This is a genomic window from Streptomyces sp. NPDC044106 (genome assembly GCF_056433985.1).
This window is the reverse complement of sequence record NZ_JBWKFZ010000002.1, coordinates 495,231-510,016: the sequence shown is the minus strand read 5'-3', so window position 1 is coordinate 510,016 and position 14,786 is coordinate 495,231. Positions and strand designations below refer to the sequence as shown.

The following is a 14,786-nucleotide window of genomic DNA, read 5'->3' as shown; positions in this document are numbered from 1 at the left end:
CTTTCCTCCTGGAAAATGGGGGACGCCCCCGAACTCCTTGACGACCTCGCCAAAGGCGCCCGGAACGCAGCTGTCATCGGCAACGCGCTGGACGCCCTCCCCACCCCGCAGAGGCAGCAGGCCACCGGCCGGGAGATCGCGATGCTGCGCGAGCGCGGCTACCTGACGACCGAGGTGGATCTGCGGGACCACTTCGGCGACTCGGACACGCTCGCCGAGCGGCTGTCCGGCTTCGGCGTCGTCTGGGTCCACGGCGGCAATCCGTTCGTCCTGCGGCTGGCGATGGCCCTCAGCGGCGCCGACCGGATCCTGCCCGACCTGCTGCATCGCGACGCCCTCGTCTACGCCGGATGGAGCGCCGGCGCCTGCGTCCTGTCACCCAGCCTGCGCGGCCTCGAACTGGTGGACGACCCCGCCGACACCGTCACCGCCTACGACCGGCCGGTGCTCTGGGAAGGTCTCGGCCTCCTGGACTACACCTTCGTTCCCCACTACCGCTCGCCGATCCCCGAGAGCGAGCAGATCGAGCGCGTCGTCGAGCGCTACGACCGCGAAGGAGTGCTCTACCGTGCTTTCCGCGACGGCGAGGTCACCCTCGTCTCCTGACCACCGCCCCCTGCGATCCGATCGCCCCGAAGCAACTCCTGTTAGGGACATGATGAAGCTGCTACCGCCCGCGGGGCCCCCACGCACTCTCGCCCTGGCCCAGTTGAGCAACTCCGTCGGCGACGGCGCGTTCTACGTGACCTCCGCGCTCTACTTCACCCAGGTCGTCGGCCTCGCCCCCGCCAGGATCGGACTCGGCCTCGCGGTGGCCTGGGCCGTCGGCTCGATCGTCGGAGTGCCGCTCGGGCGCCTCGCGGACCGCAGGGGCTCGCGCGGTACGGCCGCGCTGCTCGCCCTCGCGACCAGTGCCTCCGTCGCCGCGTTCCTCGTCGTACGGGACTTCCTGCCGTTCCTCCTGGCCGCCTGTCTCTACGCCACTGCGCAGTCCGGCCTGGCCGCCGCCAGACAGGCACTCCTCGCCGGCCTGATCGCCAGGGAAGAACGCACCGGCACGCTCGCCCACCTCCAGTCCACTCTCAACGCGGGCCTCACCATCGGCGCGGCCCTCGGCGGCCTCGCTCTCTCCGCCGGTACCCGCAGCGCCTACCTGGCCGTTTTCGCACTCGACGCGGTGAGTTTCCTGCTTTGCGCTCTCGTCCTGCTGCGACTGCCGACGGTGGCCCCTCCCCCCGCGCCGAAGGGTGCCAAGCTCGCGGTGCTGCGCGATCGCCCGTACGCCGCCCTCACCCTCCTCAACACGGTGCTGCTGCTGCGGATGCCCCTGCTCAGCCTCGGCCTGCCGCTGTGGATCACCGAGCGCACCACCGCCCCCGCCTGGCTGGTCTCCGCGCTCTTCGTCCTCAATACCGTCGCGGTCATGTTCTTCCAGGTCCGCACCGCCCGCTCCGTCACCAGCACACCCAGCGCGGTCAAGGCCCTCCGCCGCTCCGGCGCCCTCATGCTCCTCACCTGCGCGGTCTTCGCCCTCTCCGCGGGAACGCCGACCTGGGCGGCCGTCGCCGCCCTGCTCGCGGGATCAGTACTGCTGGTCGCCGGGGAAATGCTCCAGTCCGCGGGCTCCTGGCAGCTCGGCTTCGACCTGGCCCCGCCCGACCGGATCGGCGAGTACCAGGGCTTCTTCGGCACCGGCGTCACCGTCGCCCGCACCGTCGGCCCGCTCGCGCTCACCACTCTGCTGATGGGCGTGGGGACCATGGGCTGGCTCCTCCTCGGCGCTCTCTTCCTGGCCGCATCCTGGGCCATGGGCCCGACGGCCCGCCGCGCGGCCGGAACCCGCCCGCTCCCGGCCCCCGCAATGACCGAGGCGGCCTGAACCCGGAGTCGGAGGACGGAAAGGCGTAGCTGGACGACCGGTTCCAGCAGGTTGGACCAGGTGCAGAAGCGCCTGGAGGACGTCGTGCGGAAGGCCGCCGTGGATGACGGCACCGACTTCGTGGACGTCTACGACCACACCGGGAGCAACACGGCGTCCGACGGCGCCAATCGGGGCATCGGCGACCTGCTGCGGCCGGACCGAGATGCTCACGAGTCCCGACGGCGCCCACGCCAGGCGGCCAATGGGGTGCTCTCTTCGCCGCGGCCACATCTCTGGTCTGGCTGCGGGGCACTGCTGCGGGTACCGGCGCGTGGGCGTCGGCCAACCAGACACCGTGGGACGGCAGGCGATGTCAGATCGATACCCCCACCGGCTGGGTGTGGAGCCACCACGGCACCGATCTCTGCAGCGCGTTCGCCGATGTCGCCCGGGCCGCGCGCGCTCTACCGGACGACGTGCTGGCCCTCGGAGACACCGACATCCGCCCACTCGGACAGGGTGCTGCCGAAGTCCGTAGCCGTGATGGTGCTGCGGCTGGACCAGCCGCCGGACGTCGAAGCCGCTGGTCGCCTACAAATCCGCGTCGGTACAGCTGAATTGACCCCGCGGCGGGCTCCGGAGCCTTTCGGGGCAATGCAGACTCGTTTCCTCACTGTCCATACGGGTGAAACACCGGTGCCGTTGGCGCTGAGCGGGCAATAGGGCCACGGCATGTTCCGTTCCCACCCGGCAGAAAGACCTCTCGATGCGTTTTCGCTCCGCCTTCACAGCCGTTCTCGGCGCCGCCCTGCTCCTGGCCGTGAACCCCGCTTCCGCCTCCGCCGCAACCGGCCAGTTCCGCTACGACTACGTCACCGGCGAGGGCTATGACGTCACCGGCTTCCTCACCAACCCGCCCAACGAGCAGTGCCTCACCCTTCCCGGCGTCGGCCAGGACAACCCCCAGCCCGGCCACTCCCCGAAGAACCGCACCGACGCCTGGGCCACGGTCTTCAGCGAGCCCGGCTGCCAGGGCGCGTTCTTCAAGCTCCGCCCGCACACCGGCGGCGCTTCGGAGCGGCTGAAGGTGCGCTCGGTCGTCTTCGACTGAGCGCGTTCTCATCCGCCGACGTCTCCTCAGGGCCGACTCGCCGCCAGGGCGGGCGGCCCCGGGAGCGGGCCGGCACCATGAGCGGCCGCCGCACACGGTGCCGCCCTCGAGCTCGGCTCCCGGTCCTCCAAGCCGTCGCCGGACTCCCCTCCCACCAGCGGGCCGCCGTCCTGGGTCCGGCACTCACAGGTAGCCAGGTCAGTTCGGTTGTCTCTCCTCGGCCGACCGGGAACGTGGCCGACCGTCCGCGGCCCGTGCCATGGATTGCCATGGCGGGTCCAGCATGTCCTGGACCAGCGCGTCGATGACGGCGACCTGCTCCTCGTCCAGATACTCCCGGAATCCGCCGACGACACCGCGCCGTGTCTTGTACGACTCCGGGTCGCCGGGGACGGACTGCCGCAGCTTCTCCGAGCGCAGTGTGTCGTCGCGTTCCATGGCCCGCATCGCGTCGAATCGGGCGTACTCCGCCGCCACCCGCAACGTCGTGGGTTCCGTGGCCCCGGGCAGGCCGCAGAACTCCAGGATGCGGGCGAGTTCGCCGGTGGTGTCCGCGCTCAGGCGCTCGTAGGAAGAGATCATGAAGGCGGCCGGTGTGCGTTGCTGGGCCTGCCAGATGTTCCAGAACTCCAGGCAGGTGCGTACGCTTCCGACGTCCTCGGACAGGAATTCATCGAGGGTTCCGGTGTAGGGGTTTCCCTCCCGCCGCGTCCGCTGGAAATAGTGGGACACGGCCACGTCCCGGATGTCCCGGACCAGCAGTACGACCTTTCGGTCCCGGTAGAACCCCTTGTCCGACGACAATTCGCCGGGTGCCCGCCACGCCACCTGGTCGTCGTGCCAGAAGACGATCCGGGGAACACCGGGGTCGGCCGCGGTGAAATGTGTCAGGTCCAGGTCCCGGCACAGCTCCATCGGAAGGCGATGCGCTTCCGAAATGGCGCGGGCCAGCAGGACCCGCAGCCAGGTACGGCCGCATTTGGGGAACGAGACGACGTAGACCTCCCCGTCCGCATCAACTGTCGGAGAACTCCGGTGTGCAGGCGCCGCGTTGTCAGGGGTCACAGCCCGGCATTGTCTCCGGCTCCCCAGCCGGTGACAACAGGTCCGCGTACGGCCGGGAGGACATCGGTCCAAGCCGCCCAGGACTGCCCCTCCTCCCGCAGGGCGCCCGCTACGGACCGCCGTGGTGACGATCAGGACAGCTTCGTCCGGCGAGATGCGTGGAGGCGGTTCATCACGGCACCCGACACATTCCTCACCCGCGCACCCCTGTCACATCCACCTCAGGGAGCAATTCTTTCCGGACGAACTTCGGTGCTTTTCTGCATGGTGGCTCGAAAGCCTGGAATTTTCGGCGATGGCGCTTTTGCGGCGGCTTCCCGAAGCCCCTTATTCGACGTGGCGTCCGTTGGGTAACCCCATGTCCGACCGGCGGTGAGAGCCGTCCATTCGTCACGGATGAACCCATCTAAGGAGTGATCCCATGGAGCAGCCGGAGATCGAGCAGGTCACCGAGGAACTTCCGGAGTTCGGCCTGATGATCGACATCCCCAGCGAGGACTGAGGCGCCCGACCCGTCCGCGTAGCAGCACAGGGTGCGTGGTGGTTCGTCCGCCACGCACCTCCGCGACCGAACAACGACGGAGGCCGGAACGTGCTTGTGACCCCTGACGCCGTGGCCGCCCGCCGCGCCGAGGACGCCCTCTGGCACGCCACCGACGCGGTGCTGCGCAGGACGGGAGCGGGCGGGGCCGCACCGCCCCGGCACCCTGCCCGCAAGGCCGCCGCCCATCGGGCCGGCGCGGAACCGCCGCCGCTGACCACCGCACCACCGGAGCGCACGGCCTCGGTCGGCGAGAATCTGGCAGCCGTTCCCCCGCCCCGTATGGCCGCCGGCCGCTGGGCGGTCGATCTCGCCGACCCGGCCCCCCACCTCGTCGCGGCGGTCGGCCGGGCACTCGCCTCGCTCCCGCAGGCGCGGGAAGCGAAGACGGGTACGGAGGGGCCGGGCACCACCGTCCGGGCCTGGGAGCCCGAGCAGGCCGCCGTGCTGGCCGAGACCGCCGAGCGGCTGGATGAGGTGTGGCCGGCGATGCTGGCCGAACTGCACGAAGGTGTACGGCAGATCGTCCTGCTGGCCGGGCGCGCCATCGACGGTTTCACCGACTTCACCACGCACGGCGCCGTGTTCGTCAACGCGACCCGGCTGACCGTGGGGCGCACCGGCCTGCCCCGCTGGGTCAGGCTGGCCGACGCCCTGGTCCACGAAGGCACCCACACCCGGTGCAACGCCGCTGCCTTCAGTACCCCGTTCCTCGTGTCCGCCACGGGGCCCGGCACCTCCGTCATGACCCCGCTGCGGCCGGATCCCCGGCCGCTGACCGGGCTCTTCCAGCAGACGGTCGTCCTGGTCCGTCAGACGGTCCTGTACCGGCTGATCCACCAGGAGGCGCCGCTGTCGGACCCGCAGCGGGAGGCCGTGGCCGAGCGCCGGGCCCGGCTGCTGGAGAAGGCGTTCCAGGGCGTCGACACGCTCGGCCGCCACCGCACCGCCCTCAGCCCCGCAGGTGAGGCCGTGCGCGCCGAGGCGGCAGGCCTGCTGGCGGCGGAGGCCGCGCGGGAAGAAGCGCGTACGGGGCGGCTGTCGGGAGGCCGTGCGTGAGCGTCTTTGCACCGACGGCCTGGGCCCCGGAGGTCTTCGCTCCGTGGCCGCACACCCCGGGCGCGCTGCTGGCCCGCGTCGCCGCCCGGTCAAGGGCCTTCGACGCGACCGGCGCAGGGGGCGGCACCTCTGTCCTGATCGGCAGCGCCGCGGGCACGACCGCCGCCGATGTCGGGCGGCGCGCCCGCGGCGAACTGATGGAACGCATGGGCAACGTGCTCGCCGGACGGGCCGCTGAAGCCGAGACCGAGGCGGAAGCCGGAGCGGGCCGCGCACGGCCGCCGGCTGCGGGCGTCGGGCAGGTCCGAACCTGCGACTGGTTCGCGCTGCGCCGCGACGGCCTCCCCGCCGCCGATCCCGCGGATCCCGCCACCGGTCCTGTCCACGGGGCCGGCCGCGGTATCCCGGCGCGCGAGGTGCGGCAGCTCTGGTGCCGGGGCCGGGCAGCAGGCTCCGGTGAGGACATCTGGGTACCCGCGGGCGCCGCGTTCCTCCAGCACCGCCCGCCGCCGGGCTGCGCGGCCACCCACCGGGCCGGGTCGACCGGCGTCGCCGCGCACCGGGACCCGGACGCGGCGGCAGCGCACGCCGCCTGGGAGATCCTGGAGCGCGACCTGGTACGCCGCAGCTGGTACGACCCGCTCCGCCACCCGCCCGTGCCGTTCGACGCCCCAGACGCGCTGCCGCCCGGTGCGAGCGAACTGCGTGTCCTGCTCTGCCGCGAGGGCCTGGAGGCCACCGCGCTCGCCCTCCCCGCCCCAGCGGGAGCCGAGGCCGTCGCCGTCTGTGTGCACGGGCCGGATCGCACACGTCAGACGTTCGGAGCCCGCTGCGGCCCCGCCCACGACCTTCAGGAGACGGTGGCTCGGGCCTGCTGGGAGGCGCTGATGGTCCGCTGGAGCATGAGCGCACCGGTCGCTGTCCGCGCCTGGGACCGTCTGTCACGCACCGGGGACCCGCGCACCGGGCTGGACCACGCCCTGTGGACGTTCCACGCCCAGGACGCGCTGACGCACTGGGCCGGACCGGCCACCACCCTCCGCGCCCCTCCTGCCCCGGCCTCGCGGCCCGCCCGAAACCCGGATCCGGTCGCGCTGCTGGCTGCGCACACCGGGCGCGAGGTGATCGCCGTCGACCGCTGCGCGGGTCCTCCGGCGGACGAGGGACTGACCGTCGTGCGGCTGATCGCCCCAGGAGCCTCGCCCCTGCCGGCCCGCCCCGTCCCCGGCGTACTTCCGCACCCGTTCGGCTGATCACCCCGGCGGCCCGTACGCGACAGCTACGCCGTGCTCCGGCCGACCGCGTCCACCGCTCCGTGCCCCGTCCACTCCTGCACCGGGAGGACCTCATGTCCGCGCTCCCGCACGACACTTCGGCACAGCCCTCATACGCCGCAATGTTCGCCGACCGGTACGACGACTGGTTCGCCGCGTCGACCACTGACTCCACCGTCGGCTTCCTGGCGGCCCTCGCCAAGGAGGGGCCGCCCGGCCCCCTGCTCGAACTGGGCAGCGGCACCGGGCGGGTGGTCCTGCCACTGGCCGCGCTGGGTCTGACCGTCGAAGGGCTCGACGCCTCCCCCGAGATGACCGCCCAGCTGCACGCCAAGCCCGGCGGCGGCGCGATCAGGGTGACGCTCGGCGACTTCGCCGCGCCCCCGGACCCCGCGGACACCGGGCGGTACGCGCTCGTCTACGCGGCCGGGGGCACCTTCGCCGAACTCGACACCCAGGAGGCCCAGCGCCGCTGCCTCGCCTCCACCGCCCGGCGGCTGAGGCCCGGCGGACGCCTCGTGCTCGACGCGCATCTGCCCGAGGCGCTCGCCACCCTCGGCAGCGGCACACAGCCGGTGGACACCCCTGGTGGGGGCTTCGTGCTCCGCACCCGCACGCTGCACCCCGCCCGCCAGCAGTACACCTCCGACTACGCGGTGCTCGACGACGGCAGGATGCGCCACGTACGCGTCTCCTTCCGCTACTTCTCCCCCGGAGAGCTCGACCTGCTGGCGGAGCTGGCGGGCCTGCGGCTGGTACGGCGTACCGGCGGCTGGTCGGGGCGGCCCCTGACCGATTCCTGTACCCACCACGTCTCCGTGTACGAACTGCCCGCATGACCGCCGCGAGCGCGTCGCGCGACCCCGGACGCTACATCGCGGACAACCACCGGCTCTGGCAGCAGTGGACCCCGCTCAAGGCCGCCTCCGACGACTACGACCTCGACGGTTTCCGTGCGGGCGGCAACCGGATGCGGCCGCTGGAGCGGGACGAGGTGGGCCCCGTCGAGGGCAAATCCCTGCTCCATCTGCAGTGCCACGTCGGCCTCGACACCCTGTCCTGGGCCCGGCTCGGCGCCCGCGTCACCGGGGTGGACTTCTCCTCCCGCGCCGTGGAGATCGCCACCGGCCTGGCCGCCGACGTCGCTCCGGACGCCCGCTTCGTCGAAGCTGACGTCCTCACCCTGCCGGACGTCCTCACCGGCAGCTACGACATCGTCTACACCTCCAACGGGGTCCTGGGCTGGCTCCCCGATCTGCGGACCTGGGCCCATGTCGTCGCGCGCTTCCTCGCACCCGGCGGCTTCCTCTACCTCTTCGAGTTCCACCCGTCCGCCTGGATGCTCGACACCGCCGTCGAGGGCCCCGAACTGCGCCTTCGCTACTCCTACTTCGGCGAGCCCGCTCCCCTGGCCTTCGAGTACCGCAGCCCCACCTCCGTACCCGAGGCCCGCATCCCGGACGTCGAGTACGTCTGGGGGCACACCATGGGCGACCTGATCACCGCCCTCGCCGACGCCGGGCTGCGGGTGGACTTCCTGCACGAATGGCCTTTCGTGGGCTGGCGCCCGCTGCCGTTCATGGAACGCGACCCGGACGGCTGGTGGAGGCTGCCCGGCACGCTCCCGGCGATACCTCTGTCGTTCTCGCTGCGCGCCTCCAAGCCCGCAGGACCCAGCCGCCCGTGACACCGCCACCGCCACCCACCGCCCGGAGGACCGCCGCATGCGCATCGCCTACCTGCACTCCGGCAGCATCCCGTCGGTCTACGCCAACGGCGTCCACGTCATGCGCATGTGCGACGCGCTGGCCGACGCCGGGCACGACGTGCGCCTCTACGCCCTGCGCGGCGAGATGACCTCCGACGACGTCCACGCCTACTACGGCACCCGCAACCGTTTCCCCGTGCGGACCTTCCCGATGCCCTGGCCGCCGCTGCTCGGCCCCTGGCTGCGCGCCTGGCAGGTGCGCCGCGCGATCCGCCGCGACGGTGTGCCCGACGCGGTGTACGGCCGCGACCTGCGCGCACTCGTGGCCGCCGGCGGCCTGGCGCCAAGCGTCTACGAAACGCACCTGCTGTGGGACAGCCGCCGGGAACGGACGGTCGAACGTCTGCTGCTGCGCGGCCGGTCCTTGCGCGGTGTCGTGTTCGTCTCGCAGGCGCTCGCCGACGACTACGCGCGCGCCTTCCCCGCGCTGCGCGCCGCCGGCGGACCGGTACAGGTCACCGCGTCCGACTGCGCCGACCCGCCCCCGCCCGGACCGGCAACTGATCTCCCCGGGCGGCCGGGCGCGCTCAGGATCGGTTACGTCGGCCATCTGTACCCGGGCCGGGGCACCGACATCATCCTGGCGCTCGCCGGCCGGATGCCGGAGGCCGACTTCCACGTCGTCGGCGGCACCGAGGCCGACCTGGAGCACTGGAGACAACGCACCGACCAGCCCCACCTGTACTTCCACGGCCACCGTCCGCCCGCCGGACTCCACCCGTACTACCGGGCGTTCGACATCGTGCTGGCCCCCTACCAGCAGCGCGTGGCCTGCGCGCAGGGCGTCGGGGACATCAGCCGCTGGGTCTCGCCCATGAAGCTGTTCGAGTACATGTCCCACGGGCTGCCCGTGGTCTCCTCCGACCTGCCCGTGCTGCGCGAGATCATGGCCGACGGCGTCAACTGCCTCCTCGTGCCACCCGACGACATCGACGCGTGGGAACGGGCGATCCGCCGGCTCGCCGCCGACCCGGCCCTCCGGGCGGCTCTGGGGGCGGAGGCCCGCCGCCAGTTGCTGACCACGTACACCTGGCGGCACCGCGCCGACCGCGTGCTGGCCCCGTTCACCGGGCCGCGCCCGGCCGCCGTCCCGGCCGCCCGTCCGGGGAGGCGCTGATGCGCGCGCTGGTCACCGGCGCGGCCGGTTTCATCGGATCCCATCTGTGCGAGCACCTGCTGGCGGCCGGTGACGAGGTCGTGGGCGTCGACTCCCTCACCGATCACTACGACCCGGCGGTCAAGCGCCGCAATCTGCGAACCGCCCTGAACAACCTCCGCTTCACCTTCCGCCGAGCAGACCTGCTCGGCACCGACCCGGCCGGGCTTCTCGCCGGTGCGGACGTCGTGTACCACCTGGCGGGCCAGCCGGGTGTCCGGCCGTCCTGGGGAGAACACTTCGCCCTCTACAGCAGCCGCAACGTGCTCGCCACGCAGCGCCTGCTGGAGGCCGCGCGCGCCCACCCGCCCGCCAAGTTCGTGTACGCGTCCAGCTCCTCCGTCTACGGAGACGCGCTCGGCCGCCCCACCCCGGAGACCGCGCACCCGCGGCCGGTCTCCCCGTACGGAGTCACCAAGCTCGCCGGCGAGCATCTCTGCGAGCTGTACCGCACGGTGCACGGGCTGCCCACGGTCGCGCTGCGCCTGTTCACGGTCTACGGGCCGCGGCAGCGGCCCGACATGGCGCTGGCCCGCCTGCTCTCCGCGGCGAGCGGAGGGCCTGCGTTCCGGCTCTACGGCGACGGCGAGCAGACCCGCGACTTCACGTACGTCTCCGATGTCGTGGCCGCGATGCGCGCCGCGGCCCGCAGTCCGTTCACCGGCGTCGCCAACATCGGCGGCGGCAGCCCGGTCTCCATGAACATGGCCGTCGCCGCCTTCGAACGCCTCGTCGGACCGGTGCTGTTGTCCCGTCACCCGGCCGTCCCGGGCGATGCCCGGCACACCGGCGCCGACATCGGCCGGGCCCGCGCCGCCTTCGGATTCCGGCCCCGCGTCGAGTTCATGGAAGGTCTGGCGGCCATGGCACGGGCTGCCGACCCGGCCTTCGCCCCGGCGCCGGGCCGGACCGCCGTCCCGGTGGGCGCACCACCCGTCCACCCGTCGGACAAGCGCGGTGGCGCGCGGACAGGAGACGACCGGTGATCCCGCCTTCCTCCCGCCCTCCGGGACCCACCGCCGTCCGGTCCGCCGCGCTGCACAGGGTGGAGCCCACTCCTGCCGGATTCCCCGTCGCACTGCGGCGGGTGCTCGCCGGGGACCTCGTCGTCCTCGCCGGTGGGCTCCGCCACCTCGGCCATCTGCCCGACATCGAACGGCTCGCCCGCGCGGCCACGGCCCACCGGCTGCCGGACAGCACGGCCGTGCAGGCGCCCCTGGACGAGCTGCACCGGCACGCCGACACCCGCGCGATCGAGGCGATCCGTACCGACCTGGAAACCCGGCTGCGCCCGCTGGGGCGACGCGTCCTGCACGACGTGACGGCCGCCATCACCCCGCGCGATACCCGCCCCTACCTCAGCGAGCACCTCGGCGTCCGCATCATGCCGCCGCTCGGTACGGTCACCGATCGCTCCGAATTCGCCTCGCGCGAGGGCTTCCTGACGCCCCGCGACGCCCACGTCGATTCCTGGTTCAACACAGCCCTGAACTCCGTCAATCTCTGGATGGCCATCACCCCCGTACAGCGCGGCAACGGCCTGATCCTCTATCCGGACGCCTTCCGCCGCCCCCTCCGCCACGACGGCCACACCCTGCTTCCCGGGCAGCACACGGGCGATCCGGTCGATCTCGCCCTCGAGCCCGGCGACATCCTCCTGTTCGCCGGAGACCACCTGCATGCCTCGCAGCCCAACACCACCGACGCCACCCGGTTCGTCCTGACCAAACGCTTCTCGGCCGGGCCTCCCCGCTACCCCTTGCGGGCCACCGGGTGGGTCCCCTACCTCGACCAGCGGCTGCTCAGCACCCCCCTCGCCCCGCTGGCCCCGCTGCGCTCCCGGCTGACGCCCGCCGGCCTGCGGCATGCGCTGCGAGGCCGCCAATGAGCCCCGGGGAGTCCCCCAGCCGCAAAATCTTCGGCATCGGCCTCTCGCGCACCGGCACCCAGTCACTGACCGCCGCCCTGCACGTCTTGGGGTACGACGTCGTCCACTACCCGGCGGACGAGGACACGTACCGGACGCTGTTGCGCGGTGACGCGCGCTTCCCGCTGCTCACCCGCCACGACGGGATCACCGACATCACGACCGTCCCCTACGTCGCCCAGCTCGACCGGGCGTGGCCAGGCGCGAAATTCGTCCTCACCGTCCGCGACGAGGACCTGTGGCTGCGCTCCTGCGCCCGCCACTGGAGCCGTCCACTACACCGCAAGACCGAGTACGGGGAGCGCTACGTCTCGCTGCAGCTCTTCCTGCGGGCTGCGGTCTACGGCTGCCACACGTTCGACGAGGGCCGGTTCCGGTACGTCCACCGCCGTCATCTGGCCGAGGTCCGCGCTCTGTTCGCCAACCGTCCGGACTCCCTGCTGATCCTCGATCCGTCCTCCCCGGCCCCCTACGCCCGTCTGGCCGCCTTCCTGGGCCGCCCGGTCCCGGAGACCCCATATCCGCACGAGGGCCGCTGGACCGCCTGATGTGGGGTTCCCATGCCGGCGGAATCCTGTTGCTCCCGAACACGAAGTAGGGGCCATCCGAAGATGACCCCTACCTGCGACGTTTCCGTCGGGACGACAGTTCGGTGTGTGGGTTGGCGAACCAACTTGAGGCCCAGATTCGGTGGAAGCGCCATCCGAGCCCCTGCAGATGTTCCTGGCGTAGGCGATCGCGGTCGCGGGCGCTGGGTGCTCGGTGGTAGCGGTCGCCGTCCGTTTCGACGGCAAGAATCATCTGGCCGGGCCGGTCGGGGTGGCCAAGCGCGAAGTCGATGCGGTAGCCGGACACGCCCCATTGCGGTGTGACCGGGACACGGGCGGCTTCGAGGGCGGCGAGGATCTGCTGTTCGAAACCGTTGAGGTTCCAGTCGGTGCGTGCGCTGCCGGTGCGCTGGAGGTCTCCCCCGTGGGAGCAGTACTCCAGGAAGGCACGCAGCATTTCAGGGCCGTGGTCGGGGCGGACTTGCGCGTCGACGATCTCCATGCGCAGTGGGCTGGTCTGGGTGGTGCCCGGAAAGGTGACGAGGGAGTCGTTGTAGATGGTGTGGTTGACGAAGGCGATGAGGCGTTCGTCGCGGCTGCGGTAGTGCCATTTGAGGGTGTGGACAGGCAGGCGGCTGCAGAGCATGTCCAGGAGAGATTCGAAGGCATCGGGTGCCGCATCGTCTGAGTCGGCGTCATCGGTGCGCTCGTCTGTGCCGCTGAGGAGCCGCTGGAAGAAGGTTGTCGGGGGCAGTTGGTGCGGATCTCCGGCGACGATGACCTGTCGCGCGCGCATGATGGATGTGATGGCGTCGTGCGGGAGGACTTGACTGGCTTCGTCGAAGATGACGACGTCGAAGAGGCGGGTGGCGGGAAGCACGCGGCTGACGACGAGTGGGGACATGGCCCAGCAGGGTTTGGCGGCCATCAGGACGTCTGGGGCTTTCCCGACGAGCCTGCGCAGGACGAGGTGCCGGGATTTGCGGTGTGCCTGAGTGCGCACGAGAGTGCTCTGGTCGGGGTGGGCGTCGCGGGCCTTTCTCAGGCGGGTGGCGACCTCGTAGCGAACGCGTGCAGGGTTGAGGTCGCGGTGGGTGCGGTCGAGGAGTTGGAACTGTTGGATCGTGTGGTCGTGCTCGGTTCCGGTGAAGGACCGCAGGTAGGGGTTGTGCATGCGGGCCTCGTCGAGGACGGAGGCCCACCAGAGATGGCGCAGGGTTGCGACAGCGACGTCAGGGGTGACGTCTGTGTCGGCGAGCTCGTCCAGGAAAGTGCCAAGGCCGGCCGCTTCCGGATGGTCGCTGAGCTGGTTGAGCTCGGGCATCCGCAATAGGGTGTCTCGGTCCTGGTCGAGTCGCTGGATGACCCGGTCGACCTCGTCGGATGTGGTCCTTTCCCATCCGTCCCGGCGCACGCACAGGGCTATCGCGGCCAGCTGGTTGCGCACTTCGGCAAATGAGGCGACGGCGGACGAGAGTCCAGGTACAGCCCAAGGGCTGCTTTCGCCGACCGTGGCCTGCGCCTGCCAGCGAGCTTTCTGCTCGGCAGCGTCCGTGAGTGCCGCGTGCAGCAGAGGGCGGGCGCGACAGCCGTCCTTAGCGAGTCCGCGCGCTCTTGCTGTCAGCTTGCGGCGCTGCCACCAACCGATTTTACAGGCGTGCTCCTTACGCCATGCGCGGTCAGCTGTCGCGGCGACCAAGTCGTCCAGATCGGAGACAAAGATCGCTGCCTCGAAACGAGTGAGAGTAGCGGTGACATCGTGCAGCAGCGTGAGAAGGGCTTGCCATCCTTCGACGTCGTCGGCTCGGCGCAGCCCCGCGGCATCCACCAGCTTCTCGACTGTGCGCCGCGCATCGGTCAAGGCACGGCCGGTGAGCTCATCCAGGCTGGCCACGACAGAGTGCAGTTCGCTGTCGGAGCGGACGGGCAGGTGAGACCAAGGTGAGGTTCCGCGTCGTACCTGGAGGCCGTTCTTGGCGACGAGAGCGCGTAGGTCCTTTTCAATCTGATGCAGCTGCGCTCCATGGAGGCGGTGCAGGTTGCTGCCGCGCAATCGCAGCCGGGTGTGCTGGTCGGGTGGGCTGCTCATCAGATGGGTGATCAGCTGGTGTGGGGTGACCTCCCACGGCGCCAGAGGCTGATGGAACTCCTGGACGTGCTGCAGAGCCTGCTTGCGATGGCCGTCAAGGTTTCTACGCAGGTCGTCAGGGCGAGGCGGGGGCTCCTGGCCGGCACGTTCCAGGGCCTCGTACAGTTGCTGGGCGGTCTGGCGGCGGCTGAGTTTGTTGCCGTGCAGGTCGAAGACCAGTCCATCGAGGTCGAGCTCCTCCGCCGGTGTAGGTTCGTATTTCTGACGTCCCTTTCTCATTGGCCGTGGCCCTTGTCCGGCCCAAAGGACGTTGCGATGAGTAGAACTCTGCCCTGTCGCATCGAAGCTGTCGGATTCTCACTGCGTCGCGCGCTGATTGATGACGTT

General features: G+C 71.2%; 13 protein-coding genes. 11 read left to right on the top strand and 2 right to left on the bottom strand.

Annotation, left to right across the window (positions count from 1 at the left end; translation table 11 throughout):
• Nucleotides 1-15: 15 nt before the first annotated feature.
• From AC07DI_RS05050 to AC07DI_RS05040, 3 genes are all read left to right on the top strand, one after another.
• The gene (locus tag AC07DI_RS05050; RefSeq protein ID WP_478902227.1) at nt 16-606 is read left to right on the top strand and encodes a Type 1 glutamine amidotransferase-like domain-containing protein; all 591 of its coding nucleotides are present in this window, start codon (nt 16-18) and stop codon (nt 604-606) included.
• A 49-nt stretch (nt 607-655) separates the two neighbouring features.
• Nucleotides 656-1,879 (top strand): MFS transporter, encoded by a 1,224-nt coding sequence (locus AC07DI_RS05045; RefSeq protein ID WP_478902225.1) that lies wholly within the window; start codon nt 656-658, stop codon nt 1,877-1,879.
• 748 nt (nt 1,880-2,627) lie between these two features.
• Nucleotides 2,628-2,972 (top strand): hypothetical protein, encoded by a 345-nt coding sequence (locus AC07DI_RS05040; protein ID WP_478902223.1) that lies wholly within the window; start codon nt 2,628-2,630, stop codon nt 2,970-2,972.
• Between the two features lie 198 nt (nt 2,973-3,170).
• Here the strand turns inward: AC07DI_RS05040 and AC07DI_RS05035 are convergent, their stop codons facing one another.
• Nucleotides 3,171-4,037: a sulfotransferase domain-containing protein gene (locus AC07DI_RS05035; protein ID WP_478902222.1), complete on the bottom strand. Its 867-nt coding sequence runs from the start codon at nt 4,035-4,037 to the stop codon at nt 3,171-3,173.
• 592 nt (nt 4,038-4,629) lie between these two features.
• Here AC07DI_RS05035 and AC07DI_RS05030 point away from each other — a divergent pair.
• The 8 genes from AC07DI_RS05030 to AC07DI_RS04995 all read left to right on the top strand — a co-directional run bounded on the left by AC07DI_RS05030 (nt 4,630) and on the right by AC07DI_RS04995 (nt 12,310).
• Complete coding sequence (locus AC07DI_RS05030) at nt 4,630-5,637, top strand: aKG-HExxH-type peptide beta-hydroxylase (RefSeq protein WP_478902220.1); 1,008 nt, start codon at nt 4,630-4,632, stop codon at nt 5,635-5,637.
• Nucleotides 5,634-6,890, top strand: a complete 1,257-nt coding sequence (locus AC07DI_RS05025) for a YcaO-like family protein (protein ID WP_478902219.1) — start codon at nt 5,634-5,636, stop codon at nt 6,888-6,890. The genes AC07DI_RS05030 and AC07DI_RS05025 overlap by 4 nt, the downstream gene beginning before the upstream one ends.
• Nucleotides 6,891-6,985: 95 nt before the next feature.
• Entirely contained in the window at nt 6,986-7,750 is a 765-nt protein-coding gene (locus AC07DI_RS05020; RefSeq protein WP_384247395.1) for a class I SAM-dependent DNA methyltransferase, read from the top strand.
• Complete coding sequence (locus AC07DI_RS05015) at nt 7,747-8,598, top strand: class I SAM-dependent methyltransferase (RefSeq protein WP_478902217.1); 852 nt, start codon at nt 7,747-7,749, stop codon at nt 8,596-8,598. The genes AC07DI_RS05020 and AC07DI_RS05015 overlap by 4 nt, the downstream gene beginning before the upstream one ends.
• A 37-nt stretch (nt 8,599-8,635) precedes the next feature.
• Nucleotides 8,636-9,796, top strand: coding sequence for a glycosyltransferase family 4 protein (locus AC07DI_RS05010; protein ID WP_478902215.1), 1,161 nt, complete (start codon nt 8,636-8,638; stop codon nt 9,794-9,796).
• Nucleotides 9,796-10,821 carry an NAD-dependent epimerase/dehydratase family protein gene (locus AC07DI_RS05005; protein WP_478902213.1) on the top strand — a complete coding sequence of 342 codons (1,026 nt, stop codon included), beginning with the start codon at nt 9,796-9,798 and terminating at the stop codon, nt 10,819-10,821. Before AC07DI_RS05010 ends, AC07DI_RS05005 begins: the two co-directional genes overlap by 1 nt.
• On the top strand, nt 10,818-11,723 hold the full coding sequence (locus tag AC07DI_RS05000; protein WP_478902212.1) for a phytanoyl-CoA dioxygenase family protein: 906 nt from the start codon (nt 10,818-10,820) through the stop codon (nt 11,721-11,723). Before AC07DI_RS05005 ends, AC07DI_RS05000 begins: the two co-directional genes overlap by 4 nt.
• Nucleotides 11,720-12,310, top strand: coding sequence for a sulfotransferase family protein (locus AC07DI_RS04995; protein ID WP_478902211.1), 591 nt, complete (start codon nt 11,720-11,722; stop codon nt 12,308-12,310). Before AC07DI_RS05000 ends, AC07DI_RS04995 begins: the two co-directional genes overlap by 4 nt.
• A 70-nt stretch (nt 12,311-12,380) precedes the next feature.
• On the opposite strand, the gene AC07DI_RS04990 is transcribed toward AC07DI_RS04995, so the two are convergent.
• Complete coding sequence (locus AC07DI_RS04990) at nt 12,381-14,678, bottom strand: AAA domain-containing protein (RefSeq protein ID WP_478902210.1); 2,298 nt, start codon at nt 14,676-14,678, stop codon at nt 12,381-12,383.
• Nucleotides 14,679-14,786 lie beyond the last annotated feature (108 nt).